Here is a 24,737-nt window from a genome sequence, read left to right on the forward strand (position 1 = left end):
GGTCACTTCGACTCCACGACTGCCAAGAGGGTGCCCATCTCCACCTGACGGCCCACTGCCGCTGGGAGGGCTGTGAGCGTGCCGTCCGCCGGGGCGGTGATCCGGTGTTCCATCTTCATCGCCTCCAGCCAGATCAGGGGCTGGCCCGCCCGCACCTCGGTGCCCTCGGTGAGGCCCTCCGCCAGGCGTACGACCGTGCCGGGCATGGGGGCCAGGAGGGAGCCGGGGGCGTGAGCGGTGGTGGGGTCGGGGAAGCGGGGCAGGGCGGTGAGGGCTGTGGCGTTCACGTGGACCTGGTCGCCGTAGCGGGCGATCTCGAACTTCCGTCGTACGCCGTCCACTTCGAGGACGACGAGATCCGGGCCGGCGTGCACCACGCGTACGCCGTCCGCCGCCGGGCCGGTGCGGGTGTGCCGGTAGGCGGCCTCGTGCTCCTCGCCCGCCAGCGCGTACCGCTTCACCTGCGGGCCCGAGGGCACGTTGCGCCAGCCGCCGAAGCGGGAGCGGCCGTGGGCGTCGGCGAGGGCGGCGGCGAGCGGGGCGTGGGGGTCGGGGGCGGGCTCGGTCAGGGTGGTCAGGTGGCGGTCGTAGAAGCCGGTGTCCATGCGGGCTTCGGTGAACTCCGGGTGCCTGAGCGAGCGGACCAGCAGGTCGCGGTTGGTGACCGGGCCGTGCAGCACGGTCCGCTCCAGGGCGCCGGCCAGCCTGCGGACCGCCTCGGTGCGGGTCGGGGCGTGCGCGATGACCTTGGCGAGCATCGGGTCGTAGTGCACGCCGATGGTGTCGCCGTCCGCGCAGCCGGTGTCCAGCCGTACGCCGTCCGGCACGGTGAAGCGGTGCAGGGTGCCGGTCTGCGGGGCCCAGCCGCGCGCGGGGTCCTCGGCGTACAGCCGGGCCTCGACCGCGTGCCCGCACGGGGCCGGCTGCTCGGCGGGGAGGGCGTGGCCCTCGGCGACACGGATCTGCTCGGCGACCAGGTCGAGGCCGAACACCGCCTCGGTGACGGGGTGTTCGACCTGGAGCCGGGTGTTCATCTCCAGGAAGTGGGCGCGGCCGTCCGCCACCAGGAACTCCACGGTGCCCGCGCCCTCGTAGGACACGGCACGGGTCGCCCGTTCGGCGAGCGCGTACAGCTCCTCGGTGAGCGCGGGCGGCAGACCGGGCGCCGGAGCCTCCTCGATGACCTTCTGGTGCCTGCGCTGGAGCGAGCAGTCGCGGGTGCCGAGCGTCCACACGGTGCCGTGGGTGTCGGCGAGGATCTGCACCTCGACATGGCGGCCGTTCTCCAGGTACGGCTCCACGAACACCTCGCCGTCCCCGAACGCGCTCGCCGCCTCCGCGCGGGCGTCCTCCAGCGCACCGGGCAGCGCGGCGAGGTCGCGTACGACGCGCATGCCGCGTCCGCCGCCGCCCGCCGCCGCCTTCACCAGCACGGGCAGGTCGGCCGGGGTGACGTGCTGTGCGTCCAGCGGGGCGAGGCCCATCAGCTCCTTGGCGCGGGTCTTGGACGCCATCGCCTCGATCGCCTCGGGCGGCGGCCCGACCCAGAGCAGCCCGGCATCGCGTACGGCACGGGCGAAGTCGGCGTTCTCGGAGAGGAAGCCGTAGCCGGGGTGCACGGCGTCCGCGCCGGCCGCGAGGGCGGCCTTCACGATCAGGTCGCCGCGCAGATACGTCTCGGCGGGCGCCGCGCCCGGCAGCCGTACGGCTGTGTCGGCCACGCGTGTGTGCAGCGCACCCTCGTCCGCGTCGGAGTGCAGGGCGACGGTACGGATGCCGAGGTCGGCGCAGGTGCGGAAGATGCGGCAGGCGATCTCGCCCCGGTTGGCGACGAGCAGGGTGGCGATCATGGGCCTCACATCCGGAAGACGCCGAAGCCGCCGCGGGCGCCCTCGTAGGGAGCGGTGTGTATGGCGGACAGGCATATACCGAGGACGGTCCGGGTGTCGCGGGGGTCGATGACGCCGTCGTCGTAGAGCCGTCCGGACAGGAACATGGGGAGCGACTCCGCCTCGATCTGCCCCTCGACCATCGCGCGCAGGGCGGCGTCCGCCTCGTCGTCGTACGGCTGCCCCTTGGCCAGGGCCGACTGGCGGGCCACGATCGACAGCACGCCCGCGAGCTGCTGCGGGCCCATGACGGCCGACTTGGCGCTGGGCCAGGCGAAGAGGAAGCGGGGGTCGTAGGCGCGGCCGCACATGCCGTAGTGGCCGGCGCCGTAGGACGCGCCCATGAGGACGGAGAGGTGCGGGACCTTCGAGTTGGAGACCGCGTTGATCATCATCGAGCCGTGCTTGACGATGCCGCCCTGCTCGTACTCCTTGCCGACCATGTAGCCGGTGGTGTTGTGCAGGAACAGCAGCGGGATGTCGCGCTGGTTGGCGAGCTGGATGAACTGCGCCGCCTTCTGCGACTCCTCGCTGAACAGCACCCCGCGCGCGTTGGCCAGGATGCCGACGGGGTAGCCGTGCAGCTCGGCCCAGCCGGTGACCAGGCTCGTGCCGTACAGCGGCTTGAACTCGTCGAAGTCGGAGGCGTCGACGAGGCGGGCGATCACCTCGCGCGGGTCGAAGGGGGTGCGCAGGTCGCCGGGGACGATGCCGAGCAGCTCCTCGGGGTCGTACCTGGGCGGCTCGGCGAAGGCCGGATCGGCGTACGCCTTGCGGTGGTTGAGCCGCGCGACCACCCTGCGCGCCTGCCGGATCGCGTCGTTCTCGTCCACCGCGAAGTGGTCCGCGAGGCCGGAGGTGCGGGCGTGCATCTCGGCGCCGCCCAGCGACTCGTCGTCGCTCTCCTCCCCGGTCGCCATCTTCACCAGCGGCGGCCCGCCGAGGAACACCTTCGCGCGCTCCTTGACCATGATCACGTGGTCGGACATGCCGGGGACGTAGGCCCCGCCGGCCGAGGAGTTGCCGAACACGACGGCGACGGTGGGGATGCCGGCGGCGGACAGCCGGGTGAGGTCCCGGAAGATGGCGCCGCCGGGGATGAAGATCTCCTTCTGCGAGGGGAGGTCGGCGCCGCCGGACTCCACCAGGCTGATGACGGGCAACCGGTTGGCCCGCGCGATCTCGTCGGCCCGCAGCGCCTTCTTCAGGCTCCACGGGTTGCTCGCGCCGCCGCGCACGGTCGCGTCATTGGCGCTGATCAGGCACTCCGTGCCCTCGACGACCCCGATACCGGTCACCAGGGAGGCGCCGACGGTGTACTCGCTGCCCCAGGCCGCGAGGGGGGACAGTTCGAGGAAGGGGGTGTCGGGGTCCACCAGCAGCTCGATCCGCTCCCGGGCGAGCAGCTTCCCGCGCCTGCGGTGCCGGGCCACATACTTCTCCCCGCCGCCCGCGAGCGCCTTGCCGTGCTCCGCCTCCAGGTCGGCGAGCCTGGCGAGCATGGTGTCGCGGTTGGCCTGGTGGTCGGGGGCGGTGGGGTCGAGGGTGGTGGGGAGGAGGGTCATGGGGTGCCTCCGGGGGACGCGGACGGGCGGGAGCCCCGGGGGGCGGGCGGACGGGGGGCGCCAGGCACGGCGGGAGCCGGTGACCCGGCGGGAGCCGGTGTCCGGGGTGTCACAGCAGTTCCTCCGGGATGTCGACGTGCCGGGAGCGGAGCCATTCGCCGAGGGCCTTGGCCTGGGGGTCGAAGCGGTGCTGGGCGGCTACGCCCGCGCCGAGGATGCCGGTGACGACGAAGTTCAGGGCGCGCAGGTCCGGCAGGACGTGACGGGTGACGGGGAGGCCGCGGGCCTCGGGGATCAGCTCCCGGAAGCGCTCGACGGTCAGCTCGTGCGCGAGCCAGCGCCAGGCGTCGGCGGAGCGGACCCAGACGCCGACGTTGGCGTTCCCGCCCTTGTCGCCGCTACGTGCTCCGGCGACATGGCCGAGCGGGGCGCGGCGGGTGCCGCCCACACGGAGGGGCTCGGGCAGGACGGGTTCGGGGACCTCACTGAGCGGGAGCGTCTCTCCCGGTCCACCCACATCGATACGGCGCCCGTCATGGAGGACGGCCACATGGTCGACGGCACCATGGGGTACGGCCACATCCTCGAACACCCCGTAGGGCGAGCCCTTCCCAGGTGGCGCCGGCACATGGAAGCCGGGGTAACTGGCGAGCGCCAGCTCGATCGCGGCCCCGCTCAGCCCCCGCCCGACCACTTCGGGATCGGCGTCCCGTACGACGAGCCGCAGCACCGCGCTCGCCGTCTCCTCCGTGTCCGCGTCGGCCCGGTCGGTGCGGGCCAGCTCCCAGCGCACCTCCTCAGGCGCCGCCTCGGCCAGCGCGGCGTCCAGCTGCTCCCGTACCAGCGCCGCCTTGGCCTCGATGTCGAGACCCGTGAGCACGAAGGCGACCTCGTTGCGGAAGCCGCCGAGCCGGTTGAGGCCGACCTTGAGCGTGGGCGGCGGCGCTTCCCCGCGCACCCCCTCGATCCGCACCCGGTCCGGCCCGTCCCGGCTCAGCCGTACGGTGTCCAGCCGGGCGGTGACATCGGGCCCGGCGTACCGGGCGCCCCCGGTCTCGTAGAGGAGCTGGGCGGTGACCGTCCCGGTGTCGACGAAGCCGCCGGTGCCGGGGTGCTTGGTGATGACGCTGCTGCCGTCGGCGTGCAGCTCGGCCAGCGGAAAGCCGGGGCGGCGTACGTCACCGTCCTGGAAGAAGGCGTAGTTGCCGCCGGTGACCTGGGTACCGCACTCCAGCAGATGCCCGGCGACGACCGCCCCGGCGAGCTGGTCGTGGTCACCGGGACCCCACCCGAAGTACGCGGCGGCGGGCCCGGTGACGAGGGCGGCGTCGGTCACCCGGCCGGTGATCACCACGTCGGCCCCGGCCCGCAGACACTCCGCGATGCCGAACCCGCCGAGGTAGGCATGGGCGGCGAGGGTGCCGGGGTACGTGGCGGTGAGATCGTCCCCCTCGACATGCGCGACCCGTACGGGTATGCCGAGCCGCGCGGCCAACTCCCTCACCTTGTCGGCGAGTCCGGCGGGGTTCAGCCCGCCCGCGTTGGTGACGATCCGCACCCCCCGCTGCTGCGCGAGCCCGAGGCAGTCCTCCAACTGGCGGGCGAAGGTGCGGGCGTAGCCGGCGCCGGGGTCCTTCAGCCGGTCGCGGCCGAGGATGAGCATGGTCAGCTCGGCGAGATAGTCCCCGGTGAGTACGTCGACCTCGCCACCGGTGAGCATCTCGCGCAGGGCGGCGGCCCGGTCGCCGTAGAAGCCGGAGAAGTTGCCGACGCGGAGGGGGGTCACCGTATCGGCTCCTCGGGCGCGGCCGCCTGGGGCGCGGCTTCCCCGGGTGCGGCTTCCCCGGGTGCGCGCCCGGTGCCGGGTGGACCCGCGAACGCCTGGGCGATGTCCAGCCAGCGGTCGGCGTCCGGGCCCTCGGCGGTCAGGGCGAGGTCGGCGCGGTGGGCGCGCTGGGTGACGAGCAGGCAGAGGTCGACCGCGGGGCCGGTGATCCGCTGCGCGGCGTCCTCGGGACCGTAGGTCCACAGCTCGCCCGAGGGCGCGCGGACCTCGACGCGGAACTCCTCCCGCGGCGCGGGCAGCCCCCGCGCCCCGAAGGCGAAGTCCCGGGCCCGCATACCGATGTGGACCACATGCCGGAGCCGGTCGGTGGGTGCGCGCACCACACCCAGGGCGTCGGCCACATCCTGGCCGTGGGCCCAGGTCTCCATGAGGCGGCCGGTGGCCATGGAGGCGGCGGACATGGGCGGCCCGAACCAGGGGAACCGTGTGTGCCGCGCGGCGGCCTCCCGCAGGGCGCGGTCGAGCGACTGCCGTCCCTCCCGCCAGCGGGTGAGCAGCTCGGCGGGGCCGAGCCGGGCACCCTCGGCGGCACCGTCGTCCACGAAGGAGTCCGGCGAGGTGAGCGCCTGCTCGGCGAACTTCCGGAAGGCCGCCTCGTCACTGACGGCGAGCAGGGCGGCGCGGTCGGTCCAGTGCAGGTGGGCGATCTGGTGAGCGATGCTCCAGCGCGGAGCGGGCGTCGCGCGTGCCCACTCCTGCTCGGTCAACTCGGCCACGAGCAGGTCGAGTTCCCTGCTTTCCTCACGCAGGTCGGCGAAGACGGGCGTCGGATCGGACATGGGCAGGAGCATGGCAGCGGGCCTGGAAACAATCAAGCGTGCTTGCATTAAGCGGTGAGGATGACCGGCGTGGGACGGCTGCGCGGCGGCAGGCGCTACGGCTGGTGGGCATGCCGGGATCGGGCGAGGGGGCGGCGCCTGACAGGAACCCTGCCCGGCGAACCCCCTACGCCTCCGGTGCCGGGGGTGCCACCCGGCGGGTCTGGGTGCGGACCGCGCCGATGCTGGCCGCGATGACCAGGGCGATGGCGGCGGCCTCGGTGAGGGAGAGAGCCTGGTGGAGGACGAAGAAGCCGGCGGTGGCGGCGATGGCCGGTTCGAGGCTCATCAGGATGGCGAAGGTGGGCGCGGGAAGGCGGCGCAGCGCGAGGAGTTCCAGGGTGTACGGGAGGACCGAGGAGAGCAGGGCCACCGCCGAGCCGAGCGCGATGGTGGTGGGGTTCAGCAGCCGGTCGCCCGCGTCGACGATGCCCAGCGGGAGGAAGGCCAGCGCGGCCACCGCCATGGCGAGGGCCAGCCCGTCGGCCTGGGGGAAGCGGCGGCCCGTACGGGCGCTGAAGATGATGTACGCCGCCCACATGGCACCCGCCGCCAGGGCGAAGCCGACGCCCAGCGGGTCGAGGCCGCTGAAGCCACCGCCGCCCAGCAGGACGACGCCCGCCAGGGCGAGGGCCGCCCACAGGGCGTTGACCGCGCGGCGGGAGGCGAACACGGACAGGGCGAGCGGTCCGAGGACTTCCAGGGTCACCGCGAGGCCGAGCGGGATGCGGGCGACCGCCTGGTAGAAGAGGCCGTTCATCCCGGCCATGGTGAGACCGAAGACGACCACCGTCCCCCAGTCGGCACGGGAGTGTCCCCGCAGCCGGGGCCGGCACACCACCAGCAGCACGACGGCCGCCGCCACCAGCCGGAGTGTCACCACGCCGAGCGCGCCCGCCCGGGGCATCAGCGTCACCGCGAGCGCCCCGCCGAACTGGACCGATATCCCGCCCGCCAGCACCAGGCCCACCGGCCCCAGCGAGCCGAACCGGCCGTGGGAGTCCGGGGCGGTGGGGGTGGCGGTCGGCTTGGAGGTGGAGCTGGCAGAGGTGGAGGTGCGGACGGTGGTCACGGGGTGTCCTGGGGGCCGGCGGGAGGGGGCTTCCTGCGGATCGGTCGCGAGCGCAGCGTACATCTCGATGCACTTTCAGGTCCACGATAATGGACCTTCGTCAGGCGTGTGAACCCTTATGCCACTGTACGCAGCCGGTGTCTCGGATGCTGGGACCGAACCGATGCCGAGACCGGGGCCCGGCGGGCGGGGTGCCTCAGCGGTGGGCCATGTACAGGTCGAACGCCCTGTGCAGCAGCTTGTTCAGCGGGAAGTCCCACTCCCCGACGTACTCCACCGCCTCACCGCCCGCGCCGACCTTGAAGCGGAGCAGGCCGAGCAGGTGGTCGGACTCCTCCAGGGTGTCGGTGATACCCCGGAAGTCGTAGACGTGCGCGCCCAGCTCGTGGGCGTCGGCCATCATCCGCCACTGCATGGCGTTGCTGGGCTGGACCTCCCGCCTGCGGGCAGTGGAGGCGCCGTACGAGTACCAGACGTGGCCGCCCACGATCAGCATCGTCGCCGCCGCCAGCACCTCTCCGTCGTGGTGCGCGAGGTACAGCCGCATCCGGTCGGGGTCCTCGGCGGTGAGCGCGCTCCACATCCGCTGGAAGTACGGCAGCGGGCGCGGGACGAAACGGTCGCGCCCGGCGGTCTCGGTGTACAGCTCGTGGAACGCTGGCAGGTCGTCGGCCCCGCCCCGCACCACCTTCACGCCCGCCTTCTCGGCCTTCTTGATGTTGCGCCGCCACTGCTGGTTCAGGCCGCCCCGGATCTCCTCCAGCGACCGCCCGGCGAGCGGCACCTGGCACACGTACCGGGGCTGCCCCGCCGCGAAGCCCTCCTCGGTGTCCGGTGCGCTCTGCCGCCAGCCCATGGAGCGCAGCCGGTCGGCGAGGGCCTGGGCGCGCGGGTCCTGCCAGGTGGGCTCGGTGTCGCGCAGCCGGTGCGCGGCCGGGTCGGCGATGGCGGCCTTGACCGCGTCGGGGCTCCAGCGCCGGGCCACCACCGGCGGGCCCATCTTCACCGAGAACGCCCCCCGCTCCCTGAGGTGGGCCAGCAGCGGGCCGAGCCAGCGCGCCAGGTCGTCGCCGTGCCAGTCGATGGCCGGGCCCTCGGGCAGGTAGGCCAGATACCGCTTCACCTTCGGCAGCGGCCGCAGCAGCACCAGCCCCGCGCCCACCAGCCGTCCGTCCGCCTCGAACCAGCCGAGGCTCTCCGCCCGCCAGTCGGGCTTCACCTCCCCCCACGACGGCACCTGCATATGACTGACCGAGGGCCGCGAGCCCACGAAGGCAAGATGCTCGTCCCGGCTGAGGGGGCGCAGGGTGAGGGTCATACGGGGGACTCCTTCGCGCGAGCGGGTCCGGTCACTATGGTCCGGCCCTGCCGTCCCCGGACCCGGACACCGCCGACGCCTCGGTGTCCGTCACCCGTGCGCGCAGGCCAGGGCGGCGGTCCCGGTACGCGCACTCGGCCGTGAACCGTGCGACGGCCACCCGAGAGGACCGCGACGACACGCCCGTGTTCCTCACTCACCCCGTCTCCTCCTCCGATGTCTCCTCCTCCGGCGTCGCCTCCTCCAGTGCTTCCGCCAGCACCTCCGCCAGATGCCGGGACCTCACCCCGGCCAGTTGCTCCAACTGGGTGCGGCAGGAGTAGCCGTCCGCCAGGATCACCGTGTTCTCGGGGGCGGCGTGGACCGAGGGGAGGAGCTGGTCCTCGGCGCAGGAGCGGGAGATCTCGAAGTGGCCTTTCTCGAAGCCGAAGTTGCCCGCAAGGCCGCAGCAGCCGCCGCTCAGGGTGCCAATCAGCCCCGCCGACTCCCGCAGCTCACGGTCGGCGGTGTCACCCAGGACCGCGTGCTGGTGGCAGTGGGTCTGGCCGGCCACCGGGCGGTCGAGGGCGGGCGGGGTCCAGTGCGGGGCGTGGCGGCGCAGGGTCTCCGCGAAGGTGCGGACGGCGTCGGCCAGGCGGGCCGCGCGCGGGTCGTCGGGCAGCAGCTCGGGGAGGTCGGCGCGGAGGGCCGCCGCACAGCTCGGTTCCAGGACGACGACCGGGACCCCGGCCTCCAGCACCGGTTCCATCAGGTCCAGCGTGCGGCGCAGCACCGCGCGGGCCCGGTCCAGGCGGCCGGTGGAGAGATAGGTCAGCCCGCAGCAGACCTGCGCGCGGCGGGCCCGGAGCAGCGCGGTCGGCGCGCGCGACGCACCGTCTCCCACCGGGCGCCCGCCGGGCAGCAGGGTCGGCGGCAGTGCCACCCGCAGCCCGGCCGACTCCAGCACCCGGACGGCGGCCCGCCCCACGGTCGGCGCCAGATGCTCGGTGAAGGTGTCCGGCCACAGCACGACCAGTTGCCCGGAACCGCCGCGCTCCGGCGCCGGCGGCCGCGCCCGCCACCACCGGCTGAACGTCCCCGCCGCCAGCCGGGGGATCTCCCGCTCCCCAGCGATCCCGCCCACCCGTTTCCCCAGCCGGGCCAGCGGCCCCACCGAGGCGAGCCGGTTCACCAGCGGCGCCGCCCGCATGCGGGCCACCCAGCGCAGCCACACCGGCAGTGACCCCAGGCTGTAGTGGGCGGCGGGGCGCGGGCGGCCGGCGTAGTGGTGGTGCAGGAACTCCGCCTTGTAGGTGGCCATGTCGACGCCGACCGGGCAGTCCGAGCGGCAGCCCTTGCAGGACAGACACAGGTCGAGGGCGTCCCGGACCTCGGTCGAGCGCCAGCCGTCGGTGATCACCTCACCCGCGAGCATCTCGTGCAGCAGCCGTGCCCGGCCCCGCGTGGAGTGCTCCTCCTCCCCCGTCGCCCGGAAGGAGGGGCACATCACCTTGGACCCGCCCCCCGACTCGGTACGGCACTTGGCGACGCCGACGCAGCGGCGGACGGCCGCGCGGAAGTCACCGTCGTCGTGCGGGTAGCCGAAGGCGACGTCCACCGGGCGGCGGGGCAGCACCGCGAAGCGGAGGTTGCTGTCCAGGGGGGCCGGGCGGACCAGCATGCCGGGGTTGAGCAGGTCATCGGGGTCCCACACCCCCTTCGCCCGCTCGAACAGCGCCACCATGTCCGCGCCGTACATGCGCGGCAGCAGCTCCGCTCGGGCCTGCCCGTCGCCGTGCTCCCCGGACAGCGAGCCGCCGTGGGAGACCACCAGGTCGGCCTGTTCCTCGGAGAAGCGGCGGAACCGGCCCACCCCGGCCCCGGTGAGCAGGTCGAAGTCGATCCGGACATGGACACAGCCCTCCCCGAAGTGGCCGTACGGAGCGCCACGCAGGCCGTGGGCGGCGAGCAGGGCGCGGAAGTCGCGCAGGTAGGCGCCGAGCCGGGCGGGCGGCACCGCGCAGTCCTCCCAGCCGGGCCACGCCTCCGTGCCGTCCGGCATCCGGGTCGCCGTACCGCTGGCGTCCTCGCGCAGCCGCCACAGCGCGCGCTGGGCGGCGGGGTCGGTCACCACCAGCGCGTCCACCACGTCGGCCGAGCGGACGACCGCCTCCGCGCGGGCCCGCGCCTCCCCCTCGAAGGCGCCGCCCGTCTCCACGAACAGCCAGGCGCCGCCCCTCGGCAGCCCGGCCGGCGCCCGGATCAGGTCCGCCGCCATGCCCTCCACGGTCAGCGGGCCGTGCGGCAGCAGCCCGGCGGCGGCATCGGCGGCGGCGCTCTCGTCGGCGTACCCCAGTACGGCCAGGGCGTGTACGGCCGGCGCCTCCACCAGGTCCACCACCGCCTCCGTGAGCACGCCGAGGGTGCCCTCGGAGCCGCAGAAGGAGCGGGCGACGTCGGCGCCGTGCTCGGGCAGCAGGGCGTCCAGCGCGTACCCGGAGATACGGCGGGGCAGGGCGGGGAAGCCGGTGCGCAGCCGGGCCAGGTCCCCCTCCACCAGAGGGCGCAGCCCCTCCGGTGCGCCGGACCAGTCCCGGCCGAGGCTCAGGTGCTCACCACGCGCGGTGAGCACGGACAGTTCGCGGACGCTGTCGGCGGTGGTGCCCCAGGCCACCGAGTGGGCGCCGCAGGAGTTGTTGCCGATCATGCCGCCGAGCGTGCAGCGGCCGTGGGTGGACGGGTCGGGGCCGAAGCGGAGCCTGTGCGCGGCCGCCGCCTCCTGGAGCCGGTCCAGGACCAGGCCCGGCTGGACCCGCGCCCTGCGCGCGGCCGGGTCCAGCTCCAGCAGGGCGGCCATGTGCCGGGTGAAGTCCAGCACCACCCCGGTGCCCGTCGCCTGCCCGGCGATGGACGTGCCCCCGCCCCGCGCGACCACGGGAGTCCCGCGCGCCCGGCACACCGCCAGCGCGGCCGCCACGTCCTCGGCGTCCCGGGGGGCGACCACACCCAGCGGGACACGGCGGTAGTTGGACGCGTCCATGGTCATCAGCGCCCGCGCGGTCGCGTCGAAGCGGACCTCGCCCCGCACGGCCCGCCGCAGCTCGGCGGCCAGCCCTCCGCCGCTGTCGGTCTCCATGTCACTCCCCCGTCGATCGGTCATGAGTCCAGCATGCATCCGATCACGCAACGTCATCAGAAGTTGTCCACAGGCACACCCCACTCATCGGAAAGTCGTACGAAACCTCACCGTTCGCCGCCGGCGGTCACCGTTCGTCGCCGTTCGTCGCCGTTCGTCGTACGACCGCACAAGTCCACGACCCGAAAGAGTCGTCTCATCCGACGGACACGGCTTCGTCCGGTTTCGCGCACCCGATACGCTTCGACTCGTGGCCGACATCCAGATCCCCGCTGACATCAAGCCCGCCGACGGACGCTTCGGCGCGGGCCCCTCCAAGGTGCGGACGGAGGCGCTCGCCGCGCTCGCCGCGACCGGCAGTTCGCTGCTGGGCACCTCCCACCGGCAGGCCCCGGTCAAGAACCTGGTGGGCCAGGTCAGCGAAGGCATCAGCTCCCTGTTCTCCCTCCCGGACGGCTACGAGGTCGTCCTCGGCAACGGCGGCTCCACCGCCTTCTGGGACATCGCCACCCACGGGCTGATCGAGAACAAGTCGCAGCACCTCACCTTCGGTGAGTTCTCCTCCAAGTTCGCCAAGGCGGCCAAGCTCGCGCCCTGGCTGGACGAGCCGACCGTCATCGCCTCCGACCCCGGTACCCACCCCGAGGCGCGCGCCGAGGCGGGCGTGGACGTGTACGCGTTCACCCACAACGAGACCTCCACCGGTGTCGCCATGCCGATCAAGCGCGTGGCCGGTGCGGACGAGGGCTCGCTCGTCCTGGTGGACGCCACCTCGGGCGCGGGCGGCCTCCCGGTCGACGTCTCCGAGACGGACGTCTACTACTTCGCCCCGCAGAAGTCCTTCGCCTCCGACGGCGGCCTGTGGATCGGCGTGTTCTCCCCGGCCGCCATCGAGCGCGCCGAGCGCGTGCACGCCTCCGGCCGGCACGTCCCGGAGTTCTTCAGCCTGCCCACGGCGATCGACAACTCCCGCAAGAACCAGACGTACAACACCCCGGCGCTCGCCACCCTCTTCCTGCTCAACGAGCAGCTGGAGTGGCTGAACGGCCAGGGCGGTCTCGACTTCGCCACCGGCCGCACCAAGGACTCCTCGACCCGGCTGTACACCTGGGCGGAGGAGTCGAAGTACGCCACGCCGTTCGTCACCGAACCGGCCGAGCGGTCGCAGGTCATCGGCACGATCGACTTCGCCGACGAGATCGACGCGGCCGCCGTCGCCAAGGTGCTGCGCGCCAACGGCGTCGTGGACACCGACCCGTACCGCAAGCTCGGCCGCAACCAGCTCCGTGTCGCCATGTTCCCGGCGATCGACCCGGCCGATGTCGAGGCGCTCACCAAGTGCGTCGACCATGTCATCGAGCGGCTCTGAAACCGGTAGCCGCATATGAGTGGGGGCGCCCGGTGGTGAACCGGGCGCCCTTTCCCGTACCCCGCACCTACCCCTTGCGCCGCAGCCGCCGCATGCCGAACACGGCGGCGGCGCCGAGCGCGAGGAGGACGGCGCCGATCTTGAGGCCGCCGCCGTCGCTCTTCGCCCCTGAGGCGGAACTCCCTCCGGGCGCCGGTGACTTGGTGGCCACCGCACCGCCCGTCGGCGCGTCCAGCGCCTTCACCTGGCTCTGCGCGCCCTCGCTGCCGTACATCAGCTCGGTGCCGTCGGCGGAGTAGCTGACGGACTCGCCCTGGCCCTGGAGGGGCACGTCCAGCCGGCCCAGCTTCTTGATGCGGCCGCCGTTCCAGTCGTAGGAGATGCCGCCGAAGTAGCCGCGTACGGCGAGCTGCCGCCCGTTCGGGGAGAAGGCGGCGTCGGTGGCCCACAGGTCGACGGGAGCGACCGGGCGGAAGACGTTCGTGCCGGAGGACGACAGCCGGGCGGGGCCCTCGTACAGGTGGCCGCCGTCCTCGTTCTTGTCGACGATGTAGACGCGGCCGGTCTTGGGGTGCACGACCAGGGACTCGGCGTCGCGCGGGCCGTCGGAGTACTTCACGACGTACTGCGTGGCCGTGACCGTCTGGTCCTTCAGGGTCTTCGGCTCGGGCAGGCGGTAGATCCACACATAGGGCCAGCGGCCGTGGAAGTTGTCCCCGATGTCGCCGACGTAGAGCTGGTTGCCCGGCCCGATGGAGATCGCCTCCACGTCGCGCGGGGAGCCGATGCCGCGCAGGGTGAGCGTGGCGACGGTCTTGCCGGTGCGGCTGTCGACGGCATAGAGGTACGGGCCGTCGTCGCTGTCGTTGTGCGTCCAGTAGACGCCAGGATGCTGGTGGGAGGCGGCCAGGCCGCTGGACTCGGTGATCCTGGGGTCCTCGATGGTGAACCCCCGGTCCCCGTCCGCGGCGTGGGCGGGCAGGACGCAGGCACCCGCGAGCAGGGCCCCGGCAAGCAGGGCGAACGGTCGGCGCATGGTCCAAGACTGCCATCCGGCGCGGGCGCTCCGTGGGGGTGGTGGGCCTCACAGCGGCCCTGGATGCGGGCCCGCGCCGTGATCCGCCATCATGAGCGGATGCTCAGGTTCATGCCCGTAGGTGACTCCATGACGATCGGGAGCGCGGGCGAACACACGTGGCGTTACCGGCTGTGGCAGCACCTGCGCGGCACCTACGGCGGCCCGTTCCAGATCGTCGGCCCCCGCGAGACGCTGTACGACCAGGCGACCGGGGAACCCGGCTCCTACGAGTACGCCGACCCCGACTTCCCGCGCGCCCACCTCGCGGGCTGGGGCGAGGGCTGGCAGCACATGGCGCCGCTGATCGGGGAGGCGGTGCGGGCGCACAAGGCGGACGTGCTGCTGGTCTCCCTCGGGCTGATCGACCTGGGTTTCTACACCGACGCGGAGCAGACGACCGCCAATGTGCGGGGGTTCGTGACCGCGGCGCGGGAGGCACGTCCACGGGTGCGCATGGTGCTGCTGCCGGTCATCCCGAACATACGGGCCCAGGAGGACGCCCTGTTCGCCGAGCAGGTCGACCTCTTCAACACCCTCCTCGCCAAGACGGCCGCCGACCTGGAAGAACCCCGCTCGCCGCTGCTGCTGGCCTCGGCGCCGGAGGGGTGGGACATCCACACGGACACCTATGACGGCACGCATCCCAACGCGAGCGGGGAGCACCGGATCGCGGGGTCCTTCGCGGGGGCGATGTACGAAGCGTGGGGGGTGGGGGAGCCGTACGTGGCTTGATCGGATCGACCGATTTCCGGCGTTTCCCGGTGACGGTGCGTACCGTTGAACCGCGCGGCTGCACATCTTCCGTGGGCAGCCGGGGAGGAGCGCCACGATGACCGTCCTCGACGACAGGACCGCGATGGCCGAGAGCGACGAGACAAGCACGCTCGACGAACTGTTCGAGCGTCTTGAGAGGATGCCCGTCCCCGCGGGATACAAGGTCGAGATCGTCGAGGGGACCGTCTTCATGGCACCGCAGCGCGATACCCATTGGGAGATCATCGCGGACATCTACGACCAACTGCGGGCGCTGTACCCCCGAACGCGGCTGAAGTCCGACATGAGGATCGACTTTCCCGGCAAGCTCAACGGCTTCGCCCCTGACCTGGCACTGATCGCCGAGGGCGCCGAGAAGAGCAGCGGGGGGCGCTGGCGCTGCGAGGACATCGAATTCGTCGCGGAGGTCATCTCCAAGGGCACCGCCGCCAACGACTACGGCCCCAAGAAGACCGCTTACGCCGTCGCCGAAGTTCCCGTCTATGTCGTCGCGGACCCCTACCAGGGGCGGTGCCACGTCTACACCGACCCCAAGGACGGCGAGTACGTCCGCGCCCTCGACGTGAGGTTCGGCGGCGACCTCGACCTCACCGGCACGACGGCCGACCTGGTCCTGAAAACCCACGACTTTCCCCGCGACTGACGCTCACGGCTTGCCTAGAGCGCGCTCCAAGACGTTGGCTAGGTCGGCATGAGGTATACGCAGCTTGGACGCACGGGTCTGAAGGTCAGCCGGCTGGTGCTGGGGACCATGAACTTCGGGCCGCAGACCGACGAGGCGGACAGCCACGCGATCATGGACGCGGCGCTGGACGCGGGCATCAACTACTTCGACACCGCGAACGTGTACGGCTGGGGTGAGAACAAGGGCCGTACCGAGGAGATCATCGGAACCTGGTTCGCCAAGGGCGGCGAGCGGCGCGAGAAGACCGTGCTGGCCACCAAGGTCTACGGGAACATGGGCGCGGACGGCGACGTCTGGCCCAACCACGACAAGCTCTCCGCACTGAACATCCGCCGCGCGGTGGACGCCAGCCTGAAGCGGCTGCAGACCGACTACATCGACGTCTACCAGTTCCACCACATCGACCGGGACACCCCGTTCGAGGAGATCTGGCAGGCGGTCGACGTCCTGGTCAGCCAGGGCAAGATCCTGTACGCCGGTTCCTCCAACTTCCCCGGCTACAAGATCGCCCAGGCCAACGAGACGGCCCTGCGCCGGGGCAACACCCTCGGCCTGGTCAGCGAGCAGTGCCTGTACAACCTCGCGGAGCGCCGCGCCGAGATGGAGGTCATCCCGGCCGCCCAGGACTACGGGCTCGGCGTCATCCCCTGGTCGCCGCTGCACGGCGGGCTGCTGGGCGGGGTGATCCGCAAGGAGGCCGAAGGCGGGCGCCGCGCCTCCGGCCGCGCGGTCGACGCCCTCGCGGACACGGCGACGCGCAACCAGATCGAGGCGTACGAGGAGCTGCTCGCCAAGCACGGCCTGGAGCCCGGCGAGGTGGCGCTCGCCTGGCTGCTGACCCGGCCCGGCGTCACCGGCCCCATCGTCGGCCCGCGCACGGCGGCCCAGCTGGAGTCCGCGCTGCGCGCTGTGGAGCTGGAGCTGAGCGAGGAACTGCTGAAGGAACTGGACGGGATCTTCCCGGGTCCTGGTCCGTCCCCGGAGGCGTTCGCCTGGTAGCCGCAAGCGAGAGGCCGCTCCGTCCGGGGTTCCCCCGCGGAGCGGCCCTGGGCGGCAGCCGTCAGTGGACAGCCGCCGCCACGGCGACGACCACCAGCATCAGTACGAGCGCACCGGCCATGATCCGGTTCCGGATTTTCGGTTCCACGACGACGAGCCTAACGGGCCCCGCCCAGTGCCCAGCGGGCGACCGGCGCGTAGCGGGGCTGCTCGCCGGGCACGCCGGATGCCGGCAGGTGGCTGCGGACGAGGACCAGTTCGCCCACCGTCCAGGCGGTACCGGCGAATTCGGCCAGGGCGTCGACGTAGGGCCGTAGAGCGGTGTCGCCCTTGCCGCGGGCCAGTGTGAGATGCGCCCGGTAGTGCCGGTGCTCCTCGCCGCCCACCCCGGCCCGGCGTCCGGCCGCACGGGCCCGCCCGGCGAGGCGTCCCAGCGCGGTGAGGTCTCCGGAGGCGCCGGCCCAGAGCGCCTTGCCGCGCCCGAAGCTCCCGCCCCGGCGACGGCCAGCGGGAACGGCTCGCTCCGTCCGGCGGCGCGCTCCAGCCGGCGTTCCAGCCCGGACACCGTCTCCTCCGGGACCTCGCCGTAGAAGGCCAGCGTGAAGTGCCAGCCGTCCGGCTGGGTCCACCGCAGCGCGTCGGCCCCGGCGAGCCGCCGCAGCGCCCGTACCTCCCGGCCCAGCTCCGCGACGGCCCCCGGGGGCGGCAGCACGGCGGCGAAGAGTCTCATCCCCTCACGATCCCGGACGGGTACGCTGCGGCACCGTGACCGACGACATCGAGACAGCGACAGCGGCTGCCCTGGCCGGCGCCGAAGTGGTGCGCGCCGGCTACGGCAAGGAGCTGGCCCGGATCGACAAGGGCGCCGGGGATTTCGCCACGGCGGCCGACGTGGCGGCCGAGCGGGCCATCCTGGACGTCATCCGCGCCGCCCGGCCCGATGACGCGGTGCTCGGCGAGGAGGGCGGCCGGCAGGGCGCCCCCGACACCGGGCGCCTCTGGCTCGTGGACCCCTTGTGCGGCACCCTCAACTACGCCGCCGGCAACCTGCTCGTCGCCGTGAACGTGGCCCTCCGCGACGGCCCCGCGGCCGTGGCGGACCCCTTCACCGGCGAGGTCTTCCGCACCGACGGCGACACGGCCTGGCTCCACCACCAGGGCACCGACACCCCTCTGCGCCCCACGGCGGCGACCGCCCTCGTGGACGTCAACCTCGACCCGCCCTTCCCGAGCGCCCCCGGCTTCCGCGCCACGGACCTCCTCGCGCACCCGGCCTTCATCGCGCGCTTCCGTCCCCGGGTCGTCTCCACGACACTGGCCCTGACCTGGGTGGCAGCAGGCCGCCGGGCCGCGTACGTCACCGACGGCGCCGATCTCTCCGCCGGCGTCCACTTCGCCGCCGGCATCGCCCTGTGCCGGGCAGCGGGCTGCGTGGTCACGGGCGTCGACGGCGCACCCCTGGGCCCGGACACCCGGGGCCTGGTGGCAGCCGCGGACACCGACACCCACAGCCTGTTGATGACGATGATCCGCGGCGAGTCCTGACCGCTCGTCACGCCACCCGCGTCAGCTCGTCGCTTTCCCGGGGCACGAACCGCAGCTGCGGCCCCCGGTGCCAGGTCAGCCGGAGCCGGAGATCCCCCGCGCGGGCCAGGAAGAGGCCGACGACCGCTGCCGCCACGGCCAAGACCACCCCGCCCGCGACGAACCCGAAGCGGGCGCCGTAGGTGTCGGTGACCCACCCCACGAGCGGCGCGCCCAGCGGTGTGCCGCCCATGAACACCATCATGAACAGGGACATCACCCGGCCCCGCATCACCGGGTCGGTGGCCATCTGCACGGCGGTGTTGGCGGTGACGTTGACCGTCAGGCCGAACGCCCCGATGGGGATCATCAGCAGCGCGAACAGCCAGTACGAGGGCGCCAGTGCCGCCACGGTCTCCACCGCGCCGAACGCCAGCGCGGCCGCGACCAGCACCCGGAACCGGGCCGTACCGCGCCGCGCCGCGAGCAGGGCGCCGATCAGGGAGCCGACGGCCATCAGGGTGTTGAACAGGCTGTACGCACCGGCGCCGGCGTGGAACACGTCCCCGGCGAAGGCGGTGAGCCAGACGGGGAAGTTGAAGCCGAAGGTGCCGATGAACCCGACGAGCACGATGGGCCAGACCAGCTCCGGCCGCCCGGCGACATGCCGCAGCCCCTCCCGGAGCTGGCCCTTGGCGCGCGGGGCGCGGTCGACGGCGTGCAGCTCACGGGTGCGCATCAGCAGCAGCCCGGCGATGGGCGCGACGAACGACAGGCCGTTGGCGAGGAACGCCCACCCGGTACCGACCCCGGTGATCATCAGACCGGCGACCGCCGGACCGACCAGCCGGGCGGACTGGAAGTTGGCCGAATTCAGACTGACCGCGTTCTGGAGCTGGCCGGGGCCGACCATCTCGGAGACGAAGGACTGCCGGGCCGGGTTGTCCACGACCGTGGCGAGCCCCACCGCGAAGGCGGCGACGTAGACGTGCCAGACGTGGACGTGTCCGGAGAGGGTGAGGGCGGCCAGCGCGAGGCCGGTGAGGGCCATCGCGGACTGGGTGAACAGCAGCGCGGGCCGCTTGGGCAGCCGGTCGACGAGGACACCGCCGTACAGGCCGAACAGCAGCATCGGCAGGAACTGAAGGGCGGTGGTGATGCCGACGGCCGCCGAGGAGCCGGTGAGGCTGAGCACCAGCCAGTCCTGGGCGATGCGCTGCATCCAGGTGCCGGTGTTGGAGACGACCTGACCGGCGAAGAACAGCCGGTAGTTCCGGACCCGCAGCGAGCTGAACATCGAGGCTCTGCCGGAGAGGGGGGTAGTAGTGGCCGGTGCGGGGACGGAAGCTGCTCCGGGTCCCGTACTCAAAAGGTCGCCTCCAGAAGCGATGCCGTGGCTACAGTTGCGCGAGCTTCTCCAGGACGGGGGCGGCGGCGCGCAGGGTGGCCCACTCGTCCTCGTCGAGGCCCTCGACAAGGCCGGCCAGGAACGCGTTGCGTTTGCGGCGGCTCTCCACGAGCATCGCCTCGGCCTGTTCGGTCCGGGTGACGACCTTCTGCCGCCGGTCCTCGGGATGCGGCTCCAGCCGGACCAGGCCCTTGGACTCCAGGAGCGCGACGATGCGGGTCATCGAGGGCGGCTGGACGTGCTCCTTGCGCGCCAGTTCGCCCGGGGTGGCCTGTCCGCAGTTGGACAGCGTGCCCAGTACCGACATCTCGGTGGGGCTCAGCGACTCGTCGACGCGCTGGTGCTTCAGCCGACGGGACAGCCGCATCACGGCGGAGCGGAGGGAGTTCACGGCGGCCACGTCGTCGCCGTGGGTGAGGTCCGACATGTCTTTAGCCTAACTCATTACTCTCACTAAGGAATGCCACCCCGCACGGCCCACCTCGTGATGTCCGCCACTGTGTTCAATCGTCACCCGTACGAGTGAGACAGTTCCGAAAAGTGACCCATCGGGTGGCGTGATGTGGCGACCCTCATACGCATGGGGACCAGTGTGCTCAGCCTGCGGATGGACGGGGAGCTGCTAGAGAGGCTCCGGGAACGCGCGGCGAAGAGAGGAATGAGCGTGCAGGACTACGTGATCCGCACGCTCGCCAGGGACGACTTCGACGAGCGGTTCCGGACCGCCGTCGACGAGACCGAGAAGTTCTACGGGGTCACATGAGACTCATGTGACCCCGTGGGAACCTCAGCCGCGCCCCGGTCAGGTCAGACCGAGGGCCGGCATCAGGTAGTAGAAGCCGAAGACGGCAGCGACCACGTACATCGCCACCGGGACGTCCCGGCCGCGACCGGCGGCCAGGCGGAGCACCACGAAGGTGATGAAGCCCATGCCGATGCCGTTGGTGATCGAGTAGGTGAAGGGCATCATCACCATGGTCACGAAGGCCGGGATGGCGATGGTGAAGTCGGACCAGTCGATCTCCCGGATCGAGCCCGCCAGGATCAGGAAGCCGACCGCGAGCAGCGCGGGCGTGGCGGCCTGGGACGGGACCATGGTGGCGACCGGGGTGAGGAACAGCGCGACACCGAACAGGCCGCCGGTGACGACGTTGGCGAGGCCCGTGCGGGCACCCTCGCCGACACCCGCGGTGGACTCCACGAAGCAGGTGGTGGCCGAGGAGGAGCTGGCACCGCCCGCGGCGACGGCGAGGCCGTCGATCAGCAGGACCTTGTTGATGCCCGGCATGTTGCCCTGGGCGTCGGTGAGCTTGGCCTCGTCGCTGATGCCCATGATCGTGCCCATGGCGTCGAAGAAGCAGGACAGCAGGACGGTGAAGACGAACAGCACACCGGTCAGCACGCCGACCTTGGCGAAGCCGCCGAACAGGCTGACCTGGCCGATCAGGCCGAAGTCCGGGGTGGCGACCGGGTTGCCCGGCCACTTCGGGGTGGTCAGGCCCCAGGACGGCACCTTGGCGACCAGGTCGATGATCACCGCGAGGACGGTCATCGCCACGATGGAGATCAGGATCGCGCCGGGGACCCTGCGGACGATCAGCGCCAGGGTGAGCAGCACACCCAGCACGAAGACCAGCACCGGCCAGCCGGTGAGGTGGCCGCCCGTGCCGAGGGTGAGCGGGACGGTGGTCTGGGCGATGTCCGGGATACGGGTGACGAAGCCGGAGTCGACCAGGCCGATCAGCATGATGAACAGGCCGATACCGATGGCGATGGCCTTGCGCAGCCCGTAGGGCACCGCGTTCATCACGCGCTCACGCAGACCGGTGGCGACCAGCAGCATCACCACGATGCCGGCGAGCACCACCATGCCCATCGCGTCCGGCCAGGACATGCGCGGCGCGAGCTGGAGCGCGACGACGGTGTTGACGCCGAGGCCGGCCGCCAGCGCGATCGGGACGTTGCCGATCACGCCCATGAGGAGGGTCGTGAAGGCGGCGGTGAGCGCGGTGGCCGTGACGAGCTGGCCGTTGTCGAGGTGATGCCCGTACATGTCCTTGGCACTGCCGAGGATGATCGGGTTCAGCACGATGATGTACGCCATCGCGAAGAAGGTGGCGAAACCGCCCCGGATCTCGCGGGCGACGGTGCTGCCGCGCTCGGTGATCTTGAAGTAGCGGTCGACGGGGCCGTTGGCGGGTGTGCCGCCGGGCTGTTCGGGGGAAGGCGCCTTGGCCGTGGCCGAGGTGGGCATGCGAATCCTCTTCACCATTCAGGGTTCCCCCGAGCCCCTTTGGAGTTTCGTACGAACAGAAACAGTCAAAGACAAACGGCTTCAGTATGAACGTATGAAACCTTGATCGCTATCTCCGCGCGTAGATATTCACCGAATGTCCGGAGTGGAACGGGCTGCCGGGCGTGGCGGGGCGCCTCGTAAGCTGTGCTCATGACGAAGTGGACCCTCAAGCACGAAGCGCCGGAGCCCCTGGAGGGGCCCGTGGTCGCCACGATCACCGGCGGCACGATCGTGTGGTTCGTCCTCTTCCTGGTCCAGCTGCCGTTCTACGGCTGGTTCGAGGACCACGGCCATCTGTGGTGGGTGTGGACCTGCCTGGCCGGGGCGGGGCTCGGGCTGATCGGCATCTGGTACGTGCGCGGGCGGGACGCCGCGCTCAAGCGGGCGGCGGCCGAGCGGGAGCCCGTCTCCGCGGAGTGACCTCCGGGTCGTGCGGGACCCCTGGACGTGGATGCGGATTTCGTGTTGTCATGCCCACTGCTGTCCGATGACAACGTTGTTCTGTGCCGCCTCCGTCGCTTCCGTCGTTTCCGCCCCTGACAACGTTGCCTTGAACCACCCCTGAGCACGTCCGGCCCACCACCTCAGAGGTTCTTGCATGACATGGACACGGCACATCGGTCGCTTCATGGCCGGGACACTGGCGGCGACCGCGCTGCTGGCCGCCCCCGCCCCCGCGCAGGCCGAACCGCCCGCCCGGCTGACCGGTCTCGTCAACCCGTTCATCGGCACCCAGAACGAGGGCAACACCTACCCCGGAGCGGCCGTGCCGTTCGGCATGGTGCAGCTCTCCCCCGACACCGGCCACAACACCGGCTACGACTACGGCGAGGACCACATCCGGGGCTTCTCCCTGGTCCATCTCTCCGGCGTCGGCTGCGGCCTGGGCGGTGACCTTCCGGCACTGCCCACCACGGGCGACGTCACCACCACGGACTACGCGCGGTACGCGGCGAAATTCAGCCACGACGACGAGTCCGCAAGCCCCGGCTACTACCGCGTCGGCCTGGACTCCGGCATCGAGGCCGAGCTGACCGCGACCGCCCGTACCGGGGTGCAGCGCTACACCTTCCCGGCCACCGACAAGGCCAACGTCCTGCTGAACGCGGGCCAGTCGCTGCACACCAAGGTCGCCACCGAGGTCGAGATACTGGACGACCACACCGTGCGCACCAGGCTCACCGGCCGCGGCTTCTGCCAGGACACCGTCCCCTACACGCTCTACACGGTCACCCGCTTCGACCGCCCCTTCACCGCCTACGGCACCTGGACCGGCGCGGCCGTCACCGACGGCGCGAAGACCGGTGCGGACGGGGCGTACCTGCGGTTCGACACCCGCGAGGACCGCACGGTCGAGGCGACCACCGCGCTGTCCTACGTGGACGCGCGGGGTGCGCTCGGCAATCTGCGCGCCGAGGGCGGCCGATCCTTCGACGCGGTGCGCGGCGCCGCCCAGCGGGCGTGGGAGGACCGGCTGGACGACGTACGGGTGCGCGGCGGGAGCGACACGCTGCGCCGGACCTTCTACTCCTCGCTGTACCGCTCGTTCCTCGCGCCGAACATCGGCAGCGACACCGACGGCCGCTACACCGGCTGGGACCAGAAGATCCACCGCGCCCAGGGCTTCACCTACTTCCAGAACTGGTCGCTGTGGGACACCTACCGCACCCAGTCCCAGTTGCTCTCGCTGCTCGCGCCGCGTGAGGCGCGGGACATGGCGATCTCGGTGATCCGGATCGACGAGGAGAGCGGCTGGCTGCCCAAGTGGGGCTACGGCACGGTCGAGACGAACATCATGACCGGCGACCCGGTCACGCCCTTCCTGACCAACGCCTACCAGCAGGGCCTCCTGCACGGCTGGGAGGAGCGGGCCTACGAGGCGCTGAAGAAGAACGCCGACGGCGTGCCGCCGGCCGGCTCGCCGGCCGTGGGCCGGGAGGCGAACCGGGAGTACCTCGCCGACGGTTTCGCCCCGTACGTGAAGGACCGCCCGCACGCCAAGCCCGGCGACTCGGACTACGACCACGGGGCGTCCGCCACGCTGGAGTACGCGCTGTCGGACGCGATGCTGGCCCGGATGGCCCGCGACCTCGGGCACGGCGCGGACGCGGACCGGTACGCCGCGCGGGCGCAGAACTACCGGAAGATCTTCGACCCCTCGACCGGTTTCTTCCGCGCCCGGGACGCCTCCGGCGCCTTCACCGGGCCGGCCGACCCGGCCAGGAGCGAGGGCTTCCACGAGGGCACGTCCTGGCAGTACCAGTGGCTGGTGCCGCAGGACCTGCCCGGCGTGGTGGACCTGATCGGCGGCAAGCAGGCGGCCAACGACCGGCTCGACTCCTTCTTCGCCTACGGACAGTTGACCGAGGACCCGGCCAGGACCGCCCGTGAGGTGTGGGTGAACGGGCCGTACGACTACTACAACGCCGACAAGTACAACCCGCAGAACGAGCCCGACCTGATCGCGCCGTATACCTATCTGTCCACCGGGCAGCCGTGGAAGACGACGGACGTGGTGCACGCAGCACTGACGCTGTTCACGGACGGGCCCACCGGGATGACCGGCAACGACGACCTGGGCACGATGTCCGCCTGGAACGTGCTGTCGTCCATCGGCGTCTTCCCGGTCCAGCCCGGCTACGACACCTGGGGCCTGTCCACGCCGGTGTTCGACCGGGTCGACCTCACCCTGGACCGCAGGTACTACCCGCACGGCGCGCTCACCATCTCCGCGCCGGGCACCTCGGCGGACGTGCGCTACGTGCAGTCGGCGCGGCTGGACGGCACCGCGTACGGGCGGACCTATCTGACCACCGGGGCGCTGCGGGCGCACCGCTCGCTGTCCTTCACGGTCGGGTCGGCGCCCTCTTCGTGGGGCACCGGGGCCGACGCCGGGCCGCCCGCGCTGGGCTGACCCGTACCTTGATCGGCTGAGCTGATCAACACCTTGATCAGGGGCGCCCCCGAGACCTCCTCGGGGG

The 24,737-nt window shown here is 72.1% G+C and carries 19 protein-coding genes and 1 pseudogene; 8 read left to right on the forward strand and 12 right to left on the reverse strand.

What is annotated here, in order from left to right:
* Window positions 1-2: 2 nt before the first annotated feature.
* The 7 genes from ACFWN1_RS11255 to ACFWN1_RS11285 form a co-directional block, all read right to left on the reverse strand.
* Window positions 3-1,850 carry a biotin carboxylase N-terminal domain-containing protein gene (locus tag ACFWN1_RS11255; RefSeq protein WP_384359944.1) on the reverse strand — a complete coding sequence of 616 codons (1,848 nt, stop codon included), beginning with the start codon at window positions 1,848-1,850 and terminating at the stop codon, window positions 3-5.
* A 5-nt stretch (window positions 1,851-1,855) separates the two neighbouring features.
* A complete protein-coding gene (locus tag ACFWN1_RS11260) occupies window positions 1,856-3,454 on the reverse strand; it encodes an acyl-CoA carboxylase subunit beta (RefSeq protein ID WP_384359946.1) in 1,599 nt (532 codons plus the stop codon).
* Between the two features lie 109 nt (window positions 3,455-3,563).
* Window positions 3,564-5,240 (reverse strand): acyclic terpene utilization AtuA family protein, encoded by a 1,677-nt coding sequence (locus ACFWN1_RS11265; RefSeq protein WP_384359948.1) that lies wholly within the window; start codon window positions 5,238-5,240, stop codon window positions 3,564-3,566.
* Window positions 5,237-6,079 (reverse strand): TIGR03084 family metal-binding protein, encoded by an 843-nt coding sequence (locus ACFWN1_RS11270; RefSeq protein ID WP_384359950.1) that lies wholly within the window; start codon window positions 6,077-6,079, stop codon window positions 5,237-5,239. Before ACFWN1_RS11270 ends, ACFWN1_RS11265 begins: the two co-directional genes overlap by 4 nt.
* Window positions 6,080-6,245: 166 nt before the next feature.
* Window positions 6,246-7,253: a DMT family transporter gene (locus ACFWN1_RS11275; RefSeq protein ID WP_384359952.1), complete on the reverse strand. Its 1,008-nt coding sequence runs from the start codon at window positions 7,251-7,253 to the stop codon at window positions 6,246-6,248.
* A 133-nt stretch (window positions 7,254-7,386) separates the two neighbouring features.
* The gene (locus tag ACFWN1_RS11280) at window positions 7,387-8,508 is read right to left on the reverse strand and encodes a lipid II:glycine glycyltransferase FemX (RefSeq protein ID WP_384359954.1); all 1,122 of its coding nucleotides are present in this window, start codon (window positions 8,506-8,508) and stop codon (window positions 7,387-7,389) included.
* A gap of 196 nt (window positions 8,509-8,704) precedes the next feature.
* Complete coding sequence (locus tag ACFWN1_RS11285; RefSeq protein ID WP_384359956.1) at window positions 8,705-11,647, reverse strand: FAD-binding and (Fe-S)-binding domain-containing protein; 2,943 nt, start codon at window positions 11,645-11,647, stop codon at window positions 8,705-8,707.
* Window positions 11,648-11,873: 226 nt separating this feature from the next.
* On the opposite strand from ACFWN1_RS11285, the gene serC reads away from it, so the two are divergent.
* Window positions 11,874-12,992 (forward strand): phosphoserine transaminase, encoded by a 1,119-nt coding sequence (gene serC / locus ACFWN1_RS11290; protein WP_384359958.1) that lies wholly within the window; start codon window positions 11,874-11,876, stop codon window positions 12,990-12,992.
* A 67-nt stretch (window positions 12,993-13,059) separates the two neighbouring features.
* Here the strand turns inward: serC and ACFWN1_RS11295 are convergent, their stop codons facing one another.
* Window positions 13,060-14,028, reverse strand: coding sequence for a WD40 repeat domain-containing protein (locus ACFWN1_RS11295; protein ID WP_384359960.1), 969 nt, complete (start codon window positions 14,026-14,028; stop codon window positions 13,060-13,062).
* 99 nt (window positions 14,029-14,127) lie between these two features.
* Between ACFWN1_RS11295 and ACFWN1_RS11300 the strand changes: the two genes are divergently transcribed.
* From ACFWN1_RS11300 to ACFWN1_RS11310, 3 genes are all read left to right on the forward strand, one after another.
* The gene (locus ACFWN1_RS11300; RefSeq protein ID WP_384359962.1) at window positions 14,128-14,802 is read left to right on the forward strand and encodes a GDSL-type esterase/lipase family protein; all 675 of its coding nucleotides are present in this window, start codon (window positions 14,128-14,130) and stop codon (window positions 14,800-14,802) included.
* Window positions 14,803-14,899: 97 nt separating this feature from the next.
* Window positions 14,900-15,487, forward strand: coding sequence for a Uma2 family endonuclease (locus ACFWN1_RS11305; protein ID WP_384359964.1), 588 nt, complete (start codon window positions 14,900-14,902; stop codon window positions 15,485-15,487).
* Window positions 15,488-15,535: 48 nt separating this feature from the next.
* The gene (locus tag ACFWN1_RS11310; RefSeq protein ID WP_384359966.1) at window positions 15,536-16,528 is read left to right on the forward strand and encodes an aldo/keto reductase; all 993 of its coding nucleotides are present in this window, start codon (window positions 15,536-15,538) and stop codon (window positions 16,526-16,528) included.
* A gap of 158 nt (window positions 16,529-16,686) precedes the next feature.
* On the opposite strand, the pseudogene thpR reads toward ACFWN1_RS11310, so the two are convergent.
* Window positions 16,687-17,258 (reverse strand): annotated as a pseudogene (gene thpR, locus ACFWN1_RS11315) (RNA 2',3'-cyclic phosphodiesterase).
* Window positions 17,259-17,293: 35 nt separating this feature from the next.
* Here thpR and ACFWN1_RS11320 point away from each other — a divergent pair.
* Window positions 17,294-18,073, forward strand: a complete 780-nt coding sequence (locus ACFWN1_RS11320) for an inositol monophosphatase family protein (RefSeq protein WP_384359968.1) — start codon at window positions 17,294-17,296, stop codon at window positions 18,071-18,073.
* A 7-nt stretch (window positions 18,074-18,080) separates the two neighbouring features.
* Here the strand turns inward: ACFWN1_RS11320 and ACFWN1_RS11325 are convergent, their stop codons facing one another.
* Together ACFWN1_RS11325 and ACFWN1_RS11330 are read right to left on the reverse strand one after the other, a co-directional pair.
* Entirely contained in the window at window positions 18,081-19,349 is a 1,269-nt protein-coding gene (locus tag ACFWN1_RS11325; protein WP_384359970.1) for an MFS transporter, read from the reverse strand.
* A 100-nt stretch (window positions 19,350-19,449) separates the two neighbouring features.
* Complete coding sequence (locus tag ACFWN1_RS11330; protein ID WP_384359972.1) at window positions 19,450-19,887, reverse strand: MarR family winged helix-turn-helix transcriptional regulator; 438 nt, start codon at window positions 19,885-19,887, stop codon at window positions 19,450-19,452.
* Between the two features lie 153 nt (window positions 19,888-20,040).
* Here ACFWN1_RS11330 and ACFWN1_RS11335 point away from each other — a divergent pair, with 153 nt between their 5' ends.
* The gene (locus ACFWN1_RS11335; protein ID WP_384359974.1) at window positions 20,041-20,223 is read left to right on the forward strand and encodes a ribbon-helix-helix protein, CopG family; all 183 of its coding nucleotides are present in this window, start codon (window positions 20,041-20,043) and stop codon (window positions 20,221-20,223) included.
* Between the two features lie 39 nt (window positions 20,224-20,262).
* On the opposite strand, the gene ACFWN1_RS11340 is transcribed toward ACFWN1_RS11335, so the two are convergent.
* On the reverse strand, window positions 20,263-21,714 hold the full coding sequence (locus tag ACFWN1_RS11340) for an NCS2 family permease (protein ID WP_384359976.1): 1,452 nt from the start codon (window positions 21,712-21,714) through the stop codon (window positions 20,263-20,265).
* A gap of 192 nt (window positions 21,715-21,906) precedes the next feature.
* Between ACFWN1_RS11340 and ACFWN1_RS11345 the strand changes: the two genes are divergently transcribed.
* Both ACFWN1_RS11345 and ACFWN1_RS11350 read left to right on the forward strand, forming a co-directional pair.
* Window positions 21,907-22,176 carry a DUF2530 domain-containing protein gene (locus ACFWN1_RS11345; protein ID WP_384359978.1) on the forward strand — a complete coding sequence of 90 codons (270 nt, stop codon included), beginning with the start codon at window positions 21,907-21,909 and terminating at the stop codon, window positions 22,174-22,176.
* A gap of 178 nt (window positions 22,177-22,354) precedes the next feature.
* Window positions 22,355-24,670: a GH92 family glycosyl hydrolase gene (locus ACFWN1_RS11350; RefSeq protein ID WP_384359980.1), complete on the forward strand. Its 2,316-nt coding sequence runs from the start codon at window positions 22,355-22,357 to the stop codon at window positions 24,668-24,670.
* Window positions 24,671-24,737: the final 67 nt, after the last annotated feature.

Origin of the sequence: Streptomyces sp. NPDC058459 (assembly GCF_042721685.1) — a bacterium.
In the GTDB taxonomy this organism is placed as follows: Bacteria; Actinomycetota; Actinomycetes; order Streptomycetales; family Streptomycetaceae; genus Streptomyces.

Coding starts and splice junctions, on each gene's coding strand:
- ACFWN1_RS11255 (WP_384359944.1), bottom strand. CDS start 1,850: ATGATCGCCACCCTGCTCGTCGCCAACCGGGGCGAGATCGCCTGCCGC.
- ACFWN1_RS11260 (WP_384359946.1), bottom strand. CDS start 3,454: ATGACCCTCCTCCCCACCACCCTCGACCCCACCGCCCCCGACCACCAG.
- ACFWN1_RS11270 (WP_384359950.1), bottom strand. CDS start 6,079: ATGTCCGATCCGACGCCCGTCTTCGCCGACCTGCGTGAGGAAAGCAGG.
- ACFWN1_RS11275 (WP_384359952.1), bottom strand. CDS start 7,253: ATGTACGCTGCGCTCGCGACCGATCCGCAGGAAGCCCCCTCCCGCCGG.
- ACFWN1_RS11280 (WP_384359954.1), bottom strand. CDS start 8,508: ATGACCCTCACCCTGCGCCCCCTCAGCCGGGACGAGCATCTTGCCTTC.
- ACFWN1_RS11285 (WP_384359956.1), bottom strand. CDS start 11,647: ATGACCGATCGACGGGGGAGTGACATGGAGACCGACAGCGGCGGAGGG.
- ACFWN1_RS11295 (WP_384359960.1), bottom strand. CDS start 14,028: ATGCGCCGACCGTTCGCCCTGCTTGCCGGGGCCCTGCTCGCGGGTGCC.
- ACFWN1_RS11300 (WP_384359962.1), top strand. CDS start 14,128: ATGCTCAGGTTCATGCCCGTAGGTGACTCCATGACGATCGGGAGCGCG.
- ACFWN1_RS11305 (WP_384359964.1), top strand. CDS start 14,900: ATGACCGTCCTCGACGACAGGACCGCGATGGCCGAGAGCGACGAGACA.
- ACFWN1_RS11310 (WP_384359966.1), top strand. CDS start 15,536: ATGAGGTATACGCAGCTTGGACGCACGGGTCTGAAGGTCAGCCGGCTG.
- ACFWN1_RS11325 (WP_384359970.1), bottom strand. CDS start 19,349: ATGTTCAGCTCGCTGCGGGTCCGGAACTACCGGCTGTTCTTCGCCGGT.
- ACFWN1_RS11330 (WP_384359972.1), bottom strand. CDS start 19,887: ATGTCGGACCTCACCCACGGCGACGACGTGGCCGCCGTGAACTCCCTC.
- ACFWN1_RS11335 (WP_384359974.1), top strand. CDS start 20,041: ATGGGGACCAGTGTGCTCAGCCTGCGGATGGACGGGGAGCTGCTAGAG.
- ACFWN1_RS11340 (WP_384359976.1), bottom strand. CDS start 21,714: ATGCCCACCTCGGCCACGGCCAAGGCGCCTTCCCCCGAACAGCCCGGC.
- ACFWN1_RS11345 (WP_384359978.1), top strand. CDS start 21,907: ATGACGAAGTGGACCCTCAAGCACGAAGCGCCGGAGCCCCTGGAGGGG.
- ACFWN1_RS11350 (WP_384359980.1), top strand. CDS start 22,355: ATGACATGGACACGGCACATCGGTCGCTTCATGGCCGGGACACTGGCG.